General features: G+C 59.3%; 15 protein-coding genes. 5 read left to right on the forward strand and 10 right to left on the reverse strand.

Going from position 1 to position 16473, the window contains the following annotated elements; translation table 11 throughout:
• Positions 1-74: 74 nt before the first annotated feature.
• On the forward strand, positions 75-1166 hold the full coding sequence (ddlA, locus tag BW686_RS00920) for a D-alanine--D-alanine ligase (protein ID WP_084913795.1): 1092 nt from the start codon (positions 75-77) through the stop codon (positions 1164-1166).
• A complete protein-coding gene (locus tag BW686_RS00925) occupies positions 1163-1573 on the forward strand; it encodes an NUDIX hydrolase (RefSeq protein ID WP_084913796.1) in 411 nt (136 codons plus the stop codon). The genes ddlA and BW686_RS00925 overlap by 4 nt, the downstream gene beginning before the upstream one ends.
• A gap of 36 nt (positions 1574-1609) precedes the next feature.
• On the opposite strand, the gene metR is transcribed toward BW686_RS00925, so the two are convergent.
• Positions 1610-2527, reverse strand: coding sequence for a transcriptional regulator MetR (gene metR / locus BW686_RS00930; protein WP_084913797.1), 918 nt, complete (start codon positions 2525-2527; stop codon positions 1610-1612).
• 106 nt (positions 2528-2633) lie between these two features.
• On the opposite strand from metR, the gene BW686_RS00935 reads away from it, so the two are divergent.
• From BW686_RS00935 to BW686_RS00945, 3 genes are all read left to right on the forward strand, one after another.
• Positions 2634-3395, forward strand: coding sequence for a 5-methyltetrahydropteroyltriglutamate--homocysteine methyltransferase (locus BW686_RS00935; protein WP_179149130.1), 762 nt, complete (start codon positions 2634-2636; stop codon positions 3393-3395).
• Positions 3396-3517: 122 nt separating this feature from the next.
• Positions 3518-4510, forward strand: coding sequence for an alpha/beta fold hydrolase (locus tag BW686_RS00940; RefSeq protein WP_084913966.1), 993 nt, complete (start codon positions 3518-3520; stop codon positions 4508-4510).
• Between the two features lie 68 nt (positions 4511-4578).
• Positions 4579-5226 carry a DsbA family oxidoreductase gene (locus BW686_RS00945; RefSeq protein WP_084913798.1) on the forward strand — a complete coding sequence of 216 codons (648 nt, stop codon included), beginning with the start codon at positions 4579-4581 and terminating at the stop codon, positions 5224-5226.
• A gap of 70 nt (positions 5227-5296) precedes the next feature.
• Here the strand turns inward: BW686_RS00945 and BW686_RS00950 are convergent, their stop codons facing one another.
• From BW686_RS00950 to glpK, 9 genes are all read right to left on the reverse strand, one after another.
• Complete coding sequence (locus tag BW686_RS00950; RefSeq protein WP_084913799.1) at positions 5297-6625, reverse strand: sigma-54-dependent transcriptional regulator; 1329 nt, start codon at positions 6623-6625, stop codon at positions 5297-5299.
• 10 nt (positions 6626-6635) lie between these two features.
• On the reverse strand, positions 6636-8552 hold the full coding sequence (locus BW686_RS00955; protein WP_084913800.1) for a sensor histidine kinase: 1917 nt from the start codon (positions 8550-8552) through the stop codon (positions 6636-6638).
• A gap of 61 nt (positions 8553-8613) precedes the next feature.
• On the reverse strand, positions 8614-9348 hold the full coding sequence (locus BW686_RS00960; RefSeq protein WP_084913801.1) for an amino acid ABC transporter ATP-binding protein: 735 nt from the start codon (positions 9346-9348) through the stop codon (positions 8614-8616).
• Positions 9345-10013 (reverse strand): amino acid ABC transporter permease, encoded by a 669-nt coding sequence (locus tag BW686_RS00965; protein WP_179149140.1) that lies wholly within the window; start codon positions 10011-10013, stop codon positions 9345-9347. Before BW686_RS00965 ends, BW686_RS00960 begins: the two co-directional genes overlap by 4 nt.
• Complete coding sequence (locus tag BW686_RS00970) at positions 10010-10756, reverse strand: amino acid ABC transporter permease (protein ID WP_084913803.1); 747 nt, start codon at positions 10754-10756, stop codon at positions 10010-10012. The genes BW686_RS00965 and BW686_RS00970 overlap by 4 nt, the downstream gene beginning before the upstream one ends.
• A 130-nt stretch (positions 10757-10886) precedes the next feature.
• Positions 10887-11801, reverse strand: coding sequence for a glutamate/aspartate ABC transporter substrate-binding protein (locus tag BW686_RS00975; protein WP_084913804.1), 915 nt, complete (start codon positions 11799-11801; stop codon positions 10887-10889).
• 372 nt (positions 11802-12173) lie between these two features.
• Positions 12174-13712 (reverse strand): glycerol-3-phosphate dehydrogenase, encoded by a 1539-nt coding sequence (glpD, locus tag BW686_RS00980; RefSeq protein ID WP_084913805.1) that lies wholly within the window; start codon positions 13710-13712, stop codon positions 12174-12176.
• Between the two features lie 393 nt (positions 13713-14105).
• Positions 14106-14861 carry a DeoR/GlpR family transcriptional regulator gene (locus BW686_RS00985; protein WP_024647071.1) on the reverse strand — a complete coding sequence of 252 codons (756 nt, stop codon included), beginning with the start codon at positions 14859-14861 and terminating at the stop codon, positions 14106-14108.
• Between the two features lie 100 nt (positions 14862-14961).
• Positions 14962-16467 carry a glycerol kinase GlpK gene (gene glpK, locus BW686_RS00990; RefSeq protein WP_084913806.1) on the reverse strand — a complete coding sequence of 502 codons (1506 nt, stop codon included), beginning with the start codon at positions 16465-16467 and terminating at the stop codon, positions 14962-14964.
• Between the last annotated feature and the right edge of the window lie 6 nt (positions 16468-16473).

Genomic DNA, 16473 nt, shown 5'->3' on the forward strand with positions numbered 1-16473 from the left:
GCGGCCAATCATCTACTGGACTAACAGCCAGAATTGCTTTTATCTTCGCGGCCTGAAAAACAGGAGTAGCCGCTTTGAAAAAGTCAGTCGCCATCGTTTTCGGTGGGCAATCCAGCGAGCATGAGGTTTCGTTGCAGTCAGCACGCAACGTGATCAATGCGATTGATCGTGAACGCTATGCGCTGACCTTGATCGGCGTTGACAAACTGGGCCGCTGGTTGCGTTTCGAAGAGGCCGATTACCTGCTCAACGCCGATGATCCTGCGCGGATCAGACTGAGCGCGTCGGGTAAGCAACTGTCGTTGTTGCCGGGCAGTACGGGCGGGCAGTTCGTCGAGGTCGAGACGGGCAAAGCGCTGGCAAATATCGACGTGGTGTTCCCGCTGATCCACGGCGCATTTGGTGAAGATGGCGCATTGCAGGGTGTATTGCGGATGCTGGCCGTCCCTTTTGTGGGCGCAGACGTACTGGCCTCTGCCGCGTGCATGGACAAGGACGTGACCAAGCGTCTGTTGCGTGACGCGGGCATCAATGTCGCCCCGTTCCTGGTACTGACCCGCGGCCAGAGCCTTTCATTCGCCGATGCTTCTGCGCAACTGGGCCTGCCGATGTTCGTCAAGCCGGCCAATCAGGGGTCGTCGGTGGGTGTCAGCAAGGTCGCTGACGAGGCTGAGTTCGACGCGGCACTGGCGCTGGGTTTCGAGTTCGATCACAAATTGCTGATCGAGCAAGGCATCGTCGGCCGGGAAGTGGAGTGCGCGGTGCTGGGTAATCTTGAGCCGCAGGTCAGTGTCTGCGGTGAAGTGATCGCCAACGATGAGTTCTACGCCTACGACACCAAGTACCTGAACGGCGATCAGGCACGCATCGCCATCCCTGCCGAGATGCCTGCCGATCTGAGTGATCAGGTGCGTGACGTTGCGCTGCAGGCGTACCGAGTGCTGGGGTGTGCGGGGCTGTCACGGGTCGATTTTTTCGTCACCGACGCACGCGAAATCATCATCAATGAGGTCAACACGCTGCCCGGCTTCACCTCGATCAGCATGTACCCCAAACTCTGGCAGGCCAGCGGTCTGACCTACGCCGAGCTGATCCACCGGCTGATCATGCTGGCCTTCGAGCGGGCAGAGCAGGCGCGCCTGCTCAAGACCGACATCTTCGCATGAAGGTCATCAACATTGCGGCGGCGCTGTTGATCGGTGCGGATGGCCGGACCCTGCTGGTACGCAAGCGCGGTACTCAGGCATTCATGCAGCCGGGCGGCAAGATCGAGGCTGGCGAACCGGCACCGTCGGCGCTGGCCAGAGAGCTTGAAGAAGAACTCGGGCTGGCCATCGACCCGCAGCAGGCCTTGTTTCTGGGCGAGTTCGCAGCACCCGCTGCGAACGAGCCGGGCTTTGAGGTTCGTTGCCAGCTTTATGAAGTCAGGACGGGTGCCGACGTACTGCCCGCCGCCGAGATCGAAGAAGTGATCTGGGTCGGTGCAGACAGTCTGCCGGGGCTGCATCTGGCCCCTCTGACCCGTGATTTGATCCTGCCGCTGTACCGGCAGCGACAGACCCAAAACGTCTGAAAACAAGCGTCGTCCCATGCCCTGCGGACGGCGCTGTCAGCGAACCGCGCTCACACCGTCCAGTGTCGAGAACGACGTGTCTTTGGCCGTCAGCAGGAAATCACGCATGTACGGCGCATCGAGCATGTCGGCACGAATGCCGGCATAGAGCGTTGCGAACAGCCCTTTCTCCCCCAGCCGCTTGCCCTTCACGTAACCCCGTGAGCTGTACTCATGCAAGGCCCAGTGGGGCATGCCGCAGACCCCGCGACCACTGGCAACCAGTTGCATCATCATCACCGTCAGTTCCGAGGTGCGGACCTGGCCCGGCTCGATGTCGGCGGGTTCCAGAAAACGGGTGAAGATGTCCAGACGATCACGCTCGACCGGGTAGGTGATCAGCGTTTCGGTCAGTAAATCTTCAGGCACGATGTACGGCTTGTTGGCCAGCGCATGCTGATTGGCGACTGCCAGCATCGCTTCATACGTGAACAGCGGCACGTAGGTAATGCCAGGCAATTCCAGTGGATCGGACGTGACCACCAGATCCAGATCGCCGCGCGCCAGTGCTGGCAGCGGGGCGAACGAGAAGCCGGAAGACAGGTCCAGCTCGACCTCCGGCCAGGCATCGCGGAACTGGTCGATGGTCGGCATCAGCCATTGAAAGCAACTGTGACACTCGATGGCCATGTGCAGACGTCCCGCCGTACCGCCTGCCAGACGGGCAATGTCGCGCTCGGCACTGCGCAGTTGCGGCAGCAGCGAGTCGGCCAGCTGCAGCAGGCGCAGACCGGCGCTGGTGAAGCGCACCGGCTTGGTCTTGCGCACGAACAGCGGCATGCCCATGCGCTCTTCCAGTTCCTTGAACTGGTGGGACAGGGCCGACTGCGTCAGGTGCAGCCGTTCGGCGGCTTCCACAAGGCTGTCGGCCTCGCGCAAAGCGTGCAGGGTTTTGAGGTGGCGTATTTCAAGCACCGTCACAGCTCCATGAATAGTATTTGTGATCAACACGAAAAAAATGAGTTTGTCTCATGTTGTGTCGGCTGTCGACAATAGCGCCATCTTTTATGGAGGACGCACCATGGCCTTGGCCCCACACCCTGAATGCCTGCGCATCGGCGCAGATCGCGAATTGCAGCAAGCGCTGCAGGCTTTCTGGAAAGACGATCAGGGTGGGTCGACTGCCGGTGAACGGTCAGGCGCCGAGTTGCGCACCTGGCTGCACGCGCATTATCCGGCACGGGTGCCGCAACTGCAGCGTGATCAACGCTTTCAGCCGGATTGGCAGCCGCTGTTGGCAGACGCCAGCGAAGCCTGTGAGCAAGGCCGCAAACCTGCGCTGATCGGTCCACTGACGTTTCTTTGGTTGAGCGAGCTTCAAGGGCGTGAACCTCAGAGCGAGGACATTGATCGCCTTGACTGGCTGGAGCAGCTTTTGCCTGTTTATGGCGAAATCTTCGGGCGTCTGGCGGCACGCGGCGTCGAGTGGGTGCAGATTGACGAACCGATTCTGACCCTCGACCTGCCGCTGGCGTGGACCAACGCCTTCGAACGGGCTTATCACATCCTGCAATATTCGCCGTTGAAAAAGCTGGTCGCCACCTATCACGGCGACCTGCGGTGCAATCTCGGCGTGGCGGCGCTGTTGCCGGTTGCAGGCCTGCACCTGGACAGCGTCAGTGTGCCTGAGCAACTGGCATCGGTGTTTGATCGCCTGCCCACTTACAAGGTGTTGTCGCTGGGCAATTGTGATCAGCGCGACGACTGGCGCCATGAATCGCTGCTGGAAGCCCGTGCCCGCTTCGGCGAAAACCTGATCCTGGACGATCAGGCAGCCGCCTGACGTGAAACGGTTTAACGACCGCTCAGCGCCATTCATCAAACTGTCACGCAACTGTGGCAGCGCGCTTGGAAAAACATCATCAGACTCGCGGCCTACTGGGGATCTGTTTTTTGGTGTTTTTCATGCGGGTTTTAATATTTTTGGCCGCGCTTCTGTGCGGCTTGCCGTCTTTTGCGGCCGATCGTTGTGATATCAATGCTCCTGTTCAGTTTGCTGACCTCAAGGAAGTCCGGATTGCCTACCAGAGTATTGGCCGCGAATCCGACCCTGCCTTGCTGCTGGTCATGGGTTTGGGTGGGCAACTGATTCATTGGCCTGACGAAGTTGTCGTTGCGCTTTGTCAGCAAGGATATCGGGTGATTCGCTATGACAACCGCGATGTCGGTTTGTCGACATGGGTCCGGCAGCCAGCCGACGCCAACCTGACCTTTGAAGTGCTGCGCTACAAGCTCGGCCTGCCTGTCTCGGCGCCTTATTCGCTGACCGATATGGCCGACGATGCGTTGGGCCTGATGGATGCGATGCAAATCCGCCAGTTTCACGTACTGGGTGCGAGCATGGGGGGCATGATTGCCCAGCACCTGGCCGACCTGGCGCCTTCGCGGGTCGAGAGCATGACGCTGATCATGACCAGTTCCGGTGCCCAGGGGTTGCCGATGCCCAGCGCGGCGCTGATGCAACTGTTGGCGCGTCGCGGCGCACCTAACCGGGAAGTGGCCATAGAACAACAGGCTGATTTGCTTGCTGCCTTGGGCAGTCCGCAGGTCAAGGATGATCGCGAGCAGTTGCTGCATCAGGCTGCGGTCTCCTACGACCGGGCGTTCAACCCCGAAGGCGTCAAGCGTCAGATCATGGCGATTCTTGCCGAGCCCAGCCGTGTCGAGTTGCTGAATCGCCTGCGCCTGCCGGTGCTGGTGGTTCACGGCACGGCCGATCCGTTGCTGCCGGTCATGCACGGTATTCATGTTGCTGCGCACATCCAGGGCAGTCAGCTGCGCCTGATTCCAGGCTTGGCGCACCGTTTTCAGGAAGCCTTCAAGGCGCCCTTGCTGGGCGCGGTGTTGCCGTACCTGAAAGCGCAACATGAAGATGGCCGAAGCCTGGCTCAGTTGTAACGCTTGCCGGTTGTCAGGTACTGGCAGAGGTGTATCGTGTGGCCTTTGCTTATTGAACGAGGGCCACCATGACAACTGCACTGAAGATCGATTTCATTTCCGATGTTTCCTGCCCTTGGTGCGTTATCGGTCTGCGCGCACTGGATCAGGCGCTGGAAGCACTCGGCGACGAAGTGCAGGCGCAGATTCATTTTCAGCCTTTCGAGCTGAACCCGAACATGCCTGCCGAAGGGCAAGACATCAAAGAGCACATCGCCGAGAAGTATGGCTCTACGCCTGAGCAGATCGAGGGTATCCACGACACGATTCGTGAGCGTGGTGCTGAACTGGGTTTCAGGTTTGCCAGCGGCGAGCGGCGTATCTACAACACCTTCGATGCGCACCGTCTGTTGCACTGGGCCGAGCAGGAAGGCAAGCAGCACGCGCTGAAGCAGGCACTGTTTGACGCCTATTTCAGTGAGCTGAAAGACCCGTCCAATCATCAGACCCTGGCGGATGTGGCGCAGAAGGTGGGCCTGGATCGTATGCGTGCTCAGGCCATTCTGGACAGCGATGAATACACTGCCGACGTTCGCGAAGCCGAACAGCTCTGGATATCCCGCGGCATCACATCCGTGCCGACCATGGTTTTCAATGACCAGTACGCCGTCTCGGGCGGGCAGCCGGTTGACGTGTTCGTCAGCGCGATCCGGCAGATGCTCAGCGAGCCAAAGTAACTCGCCGAGGGGCGAAAAGGTGACTCAAGTCAAGCCTGAATATCGCAGATTTATATAGCGGGCACTGGCTTCAAAGCCCGTATTTCTTGACCTTGTCGAACAGTGTGGTCTTGGCCATGCCCAGCTCCTGGCTGGCCTGGCTGAGGTTGCCGCCGCTGCGCTGCAAGGCTTCGCTGAGCAATGAGCGCTCGAACGCTTCCACCGCTTCGGCAAACCCCAGGCTCTGACTCTCACTCACCGTGCCCGTCTGCTTGAACGCAGGCAGGCCCAGTGCAAAGCGTTCTGCGACATTACGCAGTTCACGCACATTGCCCGGCCAGTCATGACTCATCAGGTTTGAGCTGGTCTGGCGATCCAGCGGTGGCGGCTCACGGTCGAAACGCAATGATGACAACTGCAGGAAGTGTTCGAACAGTTGCAGAATGTCTTCACGGCGCTCGCGCAAAGGCGGTAGCTCCAGCGTGACGACGTTAAGGCGGTAATACAGGTCGCTGCGAAACTGATGGGTCTTGCCCAACGCATTCAGGTCGGACTTGGTCGCGGCGATTACCCGGCAATCCACAGCGACGCTTTGATTCGAACCCAGACGCTCCAGCGTCCGCTCCTGTAAAACGCGCAACAGTTTGATCTGCAGGTTGATCGGCATGCTCTCGACTTCATCGAGAAACAGCGTGCCCTCATGAGCATGTTCGATCTTGCCGATGCGTCGCTTGCCGGCGCCGGTGAAGGCATTGGCTTCGTGACCGAAAATCTCGGATTCGAACAGGCTTTCCGCCAGCCCGCCGCAGTTGAGGGCCACGAACTGATGGTCCTTGCGTCGACTGAAGTCATGCAGGCAGCGGGCGACCAGCTCCTTGCCCGTGCCGGTCTCGCCTTCGATCAGAACGTTGGCCGAAGTGTCGGCGACATTGGCAATCAATGCCCTCAGGTTTTGCATCGCCGCAGAGCGCCCGATGATCCGGCCCTCCAGCGAGTCGCGTTCGGCCAGTTGCTTGCGCAAAGCCCAGACTTCCCGCGCCAGCCCGCGCTGTTGGAGCGCACGGCGCGTGACATCGACCAGACGCTCGGGCGAGAACGGTTTCTCCATGAAATCATAGGCGCCGTCACGCATCGCATTGACGGCCATGGTGATATCGCCATGACCGGTGATCAGCACCACCGGCAGGCTGCTGTCGCGTGCCTTCAGGCGGCTCAGCAGCTCAAGCCCGTCCATGCCCGGCAAGCGAATGTCACTGATGACAATGCCGGCGAAATTATCACCGATACGTGTCAGCGCCTCTTCGGCGTTCGATACGCCTTCGCTGCTGATATCTTCCAGCGCCAGCGCCTGCTGGCAGCCCAGCAATACGTGCGGGTCGTCTTCGACGATCAGGACGGTCAGGTCGCTGTTGATGCTCATGGATGTTCCCTCATGCAGGCTCGCCCCGTCGAGAATCGGTCGGTGCGTTCGGAATGAACGGCAGGCACAGTACAAAGCTGGTGCCGGTTTCTCCCGCGGGTTCTGCGCCGAGGCTGCCTCCCGCGGCTGCGGCAAGGCTCGCTGACAGCGTCAGGCCAAGTCCCAAACCTTGCGCGCCCGGTTTGGTCGTGAAAAACGGTTCAAACAGGTGCTTGCGTGTTTCATCGTCAATGCCGTGTCCATTGTCACTTACCCGCAGGCAGTAACGGCCGTCTACGAGGCTTCCTTCCAGCCACAATTTCGGGTGCGGCTGGTCGGACATGGCGTCCAGTGCGTTGCCGATCAGGTTGACCAGAATCTGCTCGAGCCGGGTCTGGTCGATGGTCAGGGTGGCATCGATAAAGTCCCGGTGCAGGGTCAGGCCGGATTGCTCCAGACGCACGCCCAATAGCTGCAAGGCCGCGTCGATCGCCTTGCTCAGCAGCGCCTGACCCTGATCGTCGCCACGCCGGGCGAAGGCCCGCAGGCTGGCGGTGATGCGGCCCATACGGTCAACCAGGTCGTTGATGGTGCGCAGGTTGGTGCTGGCGGTGTCCAGCGCGCCACGCTCCAGAAAGCGTACGGTGTTGCCAGACAGGGTGCGCAAGGCGGCGAGGGGCTGGTTGAGTTCATGCGCGATGCTGGTCGACATCTGGCCGATGGCCGCCAGCTTGCCGGCTTGCACCAGTTCATCCTGGGCCTTGCGCAACGTGTCTTCGGCCTGTCGCCGTTCTCGAATCTGTGCCTTGAGACGTTCGTTGCTGGCCCGCAAGTGTTCGGTACGTTCGGCGATCTTGCGTTCGAGCTCATTGTTCGCCGCCTGCAACGCCTCTCTGGCGGCAAGCCGGGTCGAGATCACTTTGCGGCGTTCGTTCCAGGCGATGAGCAGAAAGGCCACCAGCGCGCAGGCCACGGCCACCAGCATGCCGCGACTTGCCGCCTCACTGCGCAAGTCTTCCAGAGGGGTAAGCAGCGTCAGGTGCCAGGCCGTATCGTACAAGGGGCGGGTCTGGGCCAGATAGCTGACCTGCGTGTGGTCCCGGTCGACACTGGCGTTGGCCGGGAAAACAAGTTTCTCGACGCCGTCGGACAGGGTTTCTCGTTCGAGCGGCACCAGTTCGTTGAGCGGCCACCAGTAATACTGCAGGCTGCGGGCCAGGCGCTCCTTGACGTCTGGCGTCAATGGACGCACTGACTTCAAACGTCGCGCCGGGTCGCTGGACAGAATGATGATGCCGTTCTCGTCGCTGACAAAGGCTTCCAGGCGCGCTCGCTGCCAGCGCTCCTCCAGTGCTTCAAGGCGGACCTTGATGACCGCTACGCCGATAATCCGGCCTTTGTCTTCCAGCCCGTGAGCCAGGTAATAACCGGATTCACCGGTGGTGGTCCCGATGCCATAAAAGCGTCCGGGCAGGCCGCGCACCGCGTCCTGAAAATAGGCCCGGAAAGACAGGTCTTCACCCTGATAGCTGTCGGAGTCACGCCAGTTGCTGGTAGCGAGTACGCGACCCGTGGTGTCCATCACATAAATCGCACGGCTGCGGCTGCGTCGATTCAAGCCTTCGAGGTAACGGTTGACCTGTTGCTGCAGCTCGGGGGTCGGCTTGTTCAGCAGTTGCGACACACTGGATTCAAGCTCCAGAACGCTGGGCAGGTAGGTGTACTTGCTGATTTCGCTCTCAACGGTGCGCGCATGCAGCTCCAGTTGGCGTTCACCGCTCTCGCGCAGGCTCTTGATGCCGTTGTGCTCGCTGATCAGGTAGGCAACGTAGCCCAGACCGATCATCAGCATGAGGATCAGCGGTGGCAGAAACAATTGGCGGATCAGGCGAGGTTTCACGGCGAGTGATGGCGGCGCGGCGCGATAAAGAGTGGGGTCGCATTTCATCACAGTCATCCGGAACCGAACAGCTGTCCGCGAAACGGCGGACAGCTGCGAGAGGCACTGCCTAGTGCTGGAGAATCTTGGCGAGGAATTGCTGGGCGCGTTCGGAGCGTGCGTTGACGTCACCGAAGAATTCTTCTTTCGCGCAATCCTCGACGATTTGCCCCTTGTCCATGAAAATCACCCGGTCGGCGACCTTGCGAGCGAAACCCATTTCGTGGGTCACGCACATCATGGTCATGCCTTCGTGGGCCAGTTGCACCATCACGTCGAGCACTTCGTTGACCATTTCCGGGTCCAGTGCGGAGGTCGGTTCGTCAAACAGCATGACCACCGGGTCCATTGCCAGGGCGCGGGCAATCGCAACACGCTGTTGCTGACCGCCGGAAAGCTGGCCCGGGTGCTTGTGGGCATGCTCCGACAGGCCGACCCGCTCTAGCAGTTTCAGGCCTTTTTCCGTGGCCTCGGTTTTGCTGCGGCCCAGTACTTTGATCTGTGCGATGGTCAGGTTTTCAACGATGCTCAGGTGCGGGAACAGTTCGAAATGCTGAAACACCATGCCAACGCGCGAGCGCAGTTTTGGCAGGTTGGTTTTCGGGTCGGAAATCGAGGTGCCATCGACCACGATGTCGCCTTTCTGAAACGGCTCCAGCGCGTTCACGCACTTGATCAGGGTTGACTTGCCGGAACCGGAAGGCCCGCACACCACGACCACTTCACCCTTGCTGACCTCTGTGCTGCAATCGGTCAGCACCTGGAAGTCCCCGTACCACTTGTTGACGTTCTTGATGGAAATCATACGGCAAACCTTTTTTGCAGACGCTTCACCAGCACGGAGGCGGCAAAGCTGATCGTGAAATACACCAGACCGGCAATGATCAGGAACTCGTTGGCGCGACCGATGATGTCGCCGCTGGAGCGCGATGCGTTGAGGAAGTCCACGAGGCCGACGGTGTACACCAGAGAAGTGTCCTGAAACAGAATGATGCTCTGCTGCAGCAACAGCGGGGTCATCTTGCGAAAGGCCTGGGGCAGGATGATCAGTCGCATCATCTGCGAGTAGTTCATGCCCAGCGCCTGTGCCGCGCCCATCTGGCCCTTGGAAATGGACTGCACGCCGGCACGCACGATTTCGCAGAAGTACGCCGCTTCGAACATCATGAACGCCACGACGCACGAGGCGAATGCACCGATGGGCGTGTCCTCGCCGGTGATCCAGCGCAGCACGAACGGCACCGCCAGATAGAACCAGGTGATCACCAGCAGCAGCGGGATCGAGCGAAAGTAGTTCACGTAGGCGCCTGCCACATTGGCCAGCAGTTTGTTCGATGACAGGCGCATCAGCGCCAGAACAGTGCCCAGTACCAGTCCGCCGACGATACCCATCGCCATCAGCTTGAGGGTCATGACCATGCCGTTCCACAGGCCGGGAATGGCCGGAACGATTCCAGTGAAGTCCATTATTTACCCCCCAGAGAGATCAGGCCGGGCACCGCGACTTTCTTCTCGATCACGCGCATCAGCAGCATCAGCCCCATGTTCAGCGTGAAGTAGATGAGCGTGGCGAGTGTGAAGGCCTCGAACAGGTTCGCGGAAAATTCGGCGGTCTGTTTGGTCTGCGCGAGCAGCTCCATCAGGCCGATCAGTGACGCGACCGAGGAGTTCTTGAACACGTTCAGGAATTCGGAGGTCAGCGGCGGAATGATGATTCGGTAGGCTTGCGGCAACAGCACGTTCCAGTAGATCTGTGGCAGCTTGAAGCCCATGGCCCGTGCAGCCGATTCCTGGCCTTTCGGCAACGCTTCGATGCCGGTACGCACCTGTTCGCAAACCCGCGCGGCGGTAAACAAACCCAGGCAGACCACGACGCTCAGGAAAGCCGAGGTGGTCGGATTGAGGTCCTGCTTGTACCACTCCTGCAGGTTTTCAGGCAGCAGGTCGGGCACCAGGAAGTACCAGATGAACAGCTGCACCAGCAGTGGCACATTACGGAAAATTTCCACGTATACCGTGGCGATGCCTGACACCAGTCGGCTTGGCACGGTGCGCATGACACCCAGTACCGAGCCCAGTATCAGGGCGATGATCCAGGCAACGACTGCGATGGCGATGGTCCAGCCCAGACCGGATATGAACCAGTCCAGATAGGTCTCGCTGCCGACGCCGGTGGACTTGAAGAACACGCCCCAGTCCCAGTTGTAATTCATCAGGGTCTACCCCTCTTTTTTTATTGCGGTCGAGATGCACGCGCTGGCGGAAGTCGGGCGCGAAAAGCCGGTCCCGAACGGGGTGCGCCCGTTCGGGAGACGATCAGTTCAGACTGGCTGAACCGGCTGCTCAGGCTTTCTTGTCTTCTGCAGCCTTGTCGGTCGGGTTCTGAATCAGTTCCTTGAGCTTGTCGCTCATCGGGAAATTCAGGTTCAGACCTTTAGGCGGGACCGGGGACATGAACCACTTGTTATAGATGGCATTGATGTCGCCGGATTTGAAGGTCGCGACAATGGCGTCATCCACCGCTTTCTTGAACGGGGCGTCGCCCTTGCGAACCATGCAGCCATAGATTTCGTAGGATTGCGCGGTGCCGGTCACTGCCCAGTCGTCCGGCTTCTTGGCTTTGGCCATTTCGCCGGCCAGCAGCGCATCGTCCATCATGAACGCGACAGCACGGCCTGATTCGAGCATCTGGAAGGATTCGCCGTGGTCCTTGGCAGAGATCACGTTCATGCCCATCTGCTTGTCGGCGTTCATCGCCTTCAGAATGCGCTCGGACGTGGTGCCCGCCGTGGTGACGACGTTCTTGCCTTTCAGGTCATCGAAGTCCTTGTACTTGGAGTCTTTCTTGGACAGCAGTCGGGTACCGACTTCGAAAATGCCTATGGAGAAGTCGACCTGCTGCTGGCGTTCGACATTGTTGGTGGTCGAGCCGCACTCCACATCGACGGTGCCGTTCTGAACCAGCGGAATACGGGTCTGGGAGGTCACCAGGTTGTACTTGACCTTAAGGTCAGGCATGTCGAGGTCTTTCTTGATGGCTTCGACGATTTTCAGCTGGATGTCGTGGGAGTAGCCCATCGGCACGCCAGACGCATCAGCGATGTAAGAGAAAGGGATGGACGCGTCACGGTGACCGAGCGTGATGGTGCCGGACTCCTTGATCTTCTTCAGGGTGCCGGTGAGTTCTTCTGCCAGGACCGGAGTGCTGATCAGTGCGGCGGCGATTGCGGCGCCCAGAATGTGGGGAACGATGCGCATCGGTTGAATCCTCGATTTCATTTTTTTATTGATAGGGCCGCGGGGAAGACGGACCACTTGGTAACGAATGCTTCAACCGCGTCCTGAGTCAGACACACGCCTGTGTCGAAGCTGTCGATACAGGGAGTAGAGCAGGAGTCGTGCCAAACGTCGCCTTAGATTCAAGTGGCTGAAAATAAAGGGTTTTATTGGCCTTGCGTGCAGGGGCGATGTGCTGCGCGTCCGGGAGTCCGAATATGAGGGGGCGAAATGTTCGGAAAACCGAATGGGAGCGAGGGCTAAAAGTGGGCTGGAGAGTTGGCGAAGGAAGGGGAGGCAGCGAGAAACCTGTTCATCCCGTGAAAGATGAACAGGTGGAAGGGCGTGAAGAAATCAGGCGGCTTCGATGTCAGCCTTGTTGCGTACGACGGTTGCCAAGTAATTGCGCACACCGTCCTGTTCTTCTGGCGTGGTGAACAAGCCGAGTTTGGTACGGCGCCAGAGAATGTCTTCGATGCTCGTGGCCCATTCCTGATCGCACAGATAATCGACCTCGCGGGTGTACAACCCTGCGCCCAGGTGCTGACCGAGGTCATCCAGGCTTTGCGCGCCTTCCAGCAAGCGCCAGCTGCGGCTGCCATAGGTGATGGACCAGCGTTTGGCGATGGGTGCCGGCAGCCAGCTAAAGCGGCGGGACATCTCTGCGGCCAGTGCTTCCGGCGTGGTCATGTCTTCACCGCCGGGCAGCGCAGCCTTGGCTGTCCAGCTCGGTTTCATCTGCTTGAAAAACGGTGCCAATTGCGTCATCGCCGATTCGGCGAGCTTGCGATACGTGGTCAGCTTGCCGCCAAACACCGACAGGATCGGTGCTTCTTCGCCGCTACCTGACAGCGACAGGGTGTAATCGCGGGTGATGGCTGACGGATTGTCGGACTCGTCGTTGCACAGTGGGCGTACGCCGGAGAAGGTGTGAAGCACGTCTGCACGGCTCAGTTGCTTCTTGAAGTGGTCGTTGGCCACCTTCAGTACGTAGTCCATTTCGCCTTCAGTGATATCGACCTTGTTCGGATCACCCTGGTACTCACGGTCGGTGGTGCCGACGATGGTGAAATGTTCCAGGTAAGGAATCGTGAACACGATGCGCTTGTCTTCGTTCTGCAGAATAAAAGCGTGCTCGCCTTCGTACAGCTTCGGCACGATCAAGTGGCTGCCTTGAATCAGACGAATGCCATAGGCCGAATCGAGTTTGAGGTCTTCGCGAATGAACTTGGCAACCCAAGGGCCTGCCGCATTGACCAGTGCCTTGGCGTGGATCGAAAACAGGCTGCCGTCGCTGCGCTCGAGGTGCAGGTGCCACATGCCTTTGATGCGGCGCGCGCTGACACAGCGGGTCTGGGTGTGAATGTGCGCGCCGTTTTCACGGGCTGCCATCGCATTGAGTACCACCAGGCGAGCGTCATCCACCCAGCAATCAGAGTATTCGAAGCCGCGGGTGATGCTCGGGTTGAGCGGGCTGTCTGCACCGAAACGAATGGTTCGCGAGGCAGGCAGCTTTTCGCGCTTGCCGAGGTTGTCGTAGAGGAACATCCCTGCACGAATCATCCAGGCCGGGCGCAGGTGCGGGCGGTGTGGCAGCACAAAGCGCATCGGCTTGACGATGTGCGGTGCCTTGGCGAGCAGCACTTCACGTTCTGCGAGCGCTTCACGCACGAGGCGGAATTCGTAGTGCTCAAGGTAGCGCAGGCCGCCGTGAATCAGCTTGCTGCTGGCCGAGGACGTATGGCTGGCAAGGTCGTCTTTCTCACACAGAAAAACCGACAGGCCGCGACCGGAAGCGTCCGCCGCAATCCCGACACCATTAATGCCACCACCGATGACGGCAATGTCGTAAACCTCTGAAAGGGGCGGGGTTGGCACGTTTGTGTGGGGCATTGGTGGCCTCCTGGACAGTTCTTGAGCACGGCTCGAAAGGCGAATCTGAACATTAATGTTCATTTTCGAAAATCATAGCTCAATAAAATTGACCTTGCCAGCAGGTATTGATTGAAAATACTGATGATGGCAACGCAAAAAGAACAAAAATGAACATTGTAGGGCGGGAGGTGGCGCGGGGATGATCTTACTGTCTGACGCTTCTCGTTCTGTAAGCGCCAGTCCAGACACCTCTCGTTCCTCACGTTTCAATGGGAATGCAGTTCGTGACGCTCCGCGTTGCAAAAGAGGACGCGGAGCGTCCGGAACGGCATGCGACGCAGAGCGTCGCACGATAGTGGTGGTTTTCTTCCAGAAGCCTCTCGTGAACTCATCGCAATCCGGTGTCTACGATCAAACCACTTCCAGACGAATCTTGTGCTGGTTCAGCAGTTGTTGAAGCGCAGGGACGGGAGGCTGGTCGGTGACCAGGCAATCGATCAATGTAATCGGCCCGAGCCGGACCATCGCATTGCGGCCGAATTTGCTGGAGTCCGCCGCCAGCAGCACTTTGCGCGCGTTGGCGATGATCGCCTGAGAAACCCGAACTTCCTGATAATCGAAGTCCAGCAGGCTGCCGTCTTCGTCGATCCCGCTGATGCCGACCAGCGCGAAGTCCACTTTGAACTGGCTGATGAAATCGATACTGCCCTGACCGACCACCCCACCGTCACGGCGAACATTGCCGCCTGCGATAAGTACTTCAAAATCGTCCTTGGTGCTGAGGATAGACGCCACATGCAGGTTGTTGGTGATGATCTTCAGGTTGTTGTGATTGAGCAAGGCTCGGGCGATGGACTCGGTGGTGGTGCCGATATTGATGAACAACGAGGCGTTGTCGGGGATCTGCGCGGCGATGGCCTCGGCGATCCGTTGTTTTTCATCCCGCATCTGATCCGCACGCATGGCGTAGGCGGTGTTTTCGATGCTGGAGTCATAAGCCGCGCCGCCGTGGTAGCGACGCAGCAGGTTCATTTCGGCCAGTTGATTGATATCACGGCGAATGGTTTGTGGGGTCACGACGAACAGCGTCGCCATTTCTTCGATGCTGACGTAACCGCGATCACGGACCAGTTCGAGAATCTGTTGTTGGCGGGGAGGCAGGTTCATTGTTTTTCCTTGAGCGCCCTCTACAAATGGCGTCCATCATGCCGCAGGAAAGTGTGACCTGTCAGCCGGAATCCTGCTCCCCTCTCAACAACAGCGCTTATCACTCTTCGTTTTCGTGCGGTTCCCAGTCACGGGTGCGTGCCACGGCTTTCTGCCAGCCGGCGTACAGCTTCTCGCGATGCGCCTCTTCGCAGGAAGGTTCGAAGACACGCTCGATCACCGCCTTGTTACGCAACTCGTCCAGGCTGCTCCAGAAACCGATGGCCAGACCGGCCAGGAACGCTGCGCCCAGTGCCGTGGTTTCACGCATTTGCGGGCGTTCAACGTGGGTGCCGAGAATGTCCGCCTGGAACTGCATCAGGAAGTTGTTGGCCACCGCGCCGCCATCGACACGCAACGACTTGAGGCGTTCGCCGGAGTCCTGCTGCATCGCATCAAGCACGTCGCGGGTCTGATAGGCGATGGATTCCAGTGCAGCACGAATGATGTGATCGACTTTCACACCACGGGTCAGGCCGAACAGCGCGCCACGGGCATACGGGTCCCAGTACGGGGCGCCCAGGCCGGTGAAGGCGGGTACCAGATAGACACCGTTGCTGTCTTTGACCTTGCTGGCGAAGTATTCAGTGTCCAGCGCGTCATTGATCAGCTTCAGTTCGTCACGCAGCCACTGCACGGTCGAGCCGCCGTTGAACACGGCGCCTTCGAGTGCATAGGCTACTTCGCCGCGCGGGCCGCAGCCAATGGTGGTCAACATGCCGTGGGCCGATTTCACGGCTTTCTTGCCCGTGTTCATCAACAGGAAGCAGCCGGTGCCGTAGGTGTTCTTGGCCTGGCCGGGTTCGACGCACATCTGGCCGAACAGCGCTGCCTGCTGATCGCCTGCGATACCGGCAATCGGGATGCCGCTCTTGCTGTGGCCGTAGACCTCGGAAGAGCCTTTGACCTCGGGCAGGATCTCGCGCGGGATGTCCAGCACGTCGAGCATGCGCTGATCCCATTCCAGCGTATGAATGTTGAACAGCATGGTCCGCGAGGCGTTGGTGTAATCGGTGACGTGAACCTTGCCGCCGGTGAATTTCCAGATCAGCCAGGTATCGATGGTGCCGAACATCAGCTCGCCTTTGCGGGCGCGCTCGCGGCTGCCTTCGACGTTGTCCAGAATCCACTTGACCTTGGAGCCGGAGAAGTACGGGTCGATGACCAGCCCGGTGGTGTCCTTGATGTATTCCTCGAGACCGTCGCGCTTGAGCTGCTGACAGATTTCGGTACTGCGGCGGCACTGCCAGACGATTGCGTTGTAGATCGGACGGCCGGTGTCACGTTCCCAGATCACGGTGGTTTCACGCTGGTTGGTGATACCAATGGCGGCGATCTGATCGTGGTGCAAGTCAGCCTGCGCCAGCGCCTTGGTCATGCACGCAGTCTGGGTGGCAAAGATTTCCATCGGGTCGTGCTCGACCCAGCCAGCCTGCGGATAGTGCTGTACGAATTCACTTTGGGCAGTGCTTACCACGTTAGCGTCGCGGTCGAAGATGATGGCCCGCGAGCTGGTGGTGCCCTGGTCAAGAGCAATGATGTAGTTCTTGTTCTTTGTGTCAGTCATGTCGAT

It is taken from the genome of Pseudomonas syringae (assembly GCF_002157375.1).
Classification (GTDB): Bacteria; Pseudomonadota; Gammaproteobacteria; order Pseudomonadales; family Pseudomonadaceae; genus Aquipseudomonas; species Aquipseudomonas syringae_T.

What these genes read in the sequence shown, in the direction of transcription:
- BW686_RS00925 (WP_084913796.1), top strand. Translation starts at nt 1,163, where the DNA reads ATGAAGGTCATCAACATTGCGGCGGCGCTGTTGATCGGTGCGGATGGC.
- BW686_RS00940 (WP_084913966.1), top strand. Translation starts at nt 3,518, where the DNA reads ATGCGGGTTTTAATATTTTTGGCCGCGCTTCTGTGCGGCTTGCCGTCT.
- BW686_RS00955 (WP_084913800.1), bottom strand. Translation starts at nt 8,552, where the DNA reads ATGAAATGCGACCCCACTCTTTATCGCGCCGCGCCGCCATCACTCGCC.
- BW686_RS00935 (WP_179149130.1), top strand. Translation starts at nt 2,634, where the DNA reads ATGGCCTTGGCCCCACACCCTGAATGCCTGCGCATCGGCGCAGATCGC.
- BW686_RS00975 (WP_084913804.1), bottom strand. Translation starts at nt 11,801, where the DNA reads ATGCGCATCGTTCCCCACATTCTGGGCGCCGCAATCGCCGCCGCACTG.
- BW686_RS00960 (WP_084913801.1), bottom strand. Translation starts at nt 9,348, where the DNA reads ATGATTTCCATCAAGAACGTCAACAAGTGGTACGGGGACTTCCAGGTG.
- BW686_RS00950 (WP_084913799.1), bottom strand. Translation starts at nt 6,625, where the DNA reads ATGAGCATCAACAGCGACCTGACCGTCCTGATCGTCGAAGACGACCCG.
- glpK (WP_084913806.1), bottom strand. Translation starts at nt 16,467, where the DNA reads ATGACTGACACAAAGAACAAGAACTACATCATTGCTCTTGACCAGGGC.
- BW686_RS00945 (WP_084913798.1), top strand. Translation starts at nt 4,579, where the DNA reads ATGACAACTGCACTGAAGATCGATTTCATTTCCGATGTTTCCTGCCCT.
- BW686_RS00985 (WP_024647071.1), bottom strand. Translation starts at nt 14,861, where the DNA reads ATGAACCTGCCTCCCCGCCAACAACAGATTCTCGAACTGGTCCGTGAT.
- glpD (WP_084913805.1), bottom strand. Translation starts at nt 13,712, where the DNA reads ATGCCCCACACAAACGTGCCAACCCCGCCCCTTTCAGAGGTTTACGAC.
- BW686_RS00970 (WP_084913803.1), bottom strand. Translation starts at nt 10,756, where the DNA reads ATGAATTACAACTGGGACTGGGGCGTGTTCTTCAAGTCCACCGGCGTC.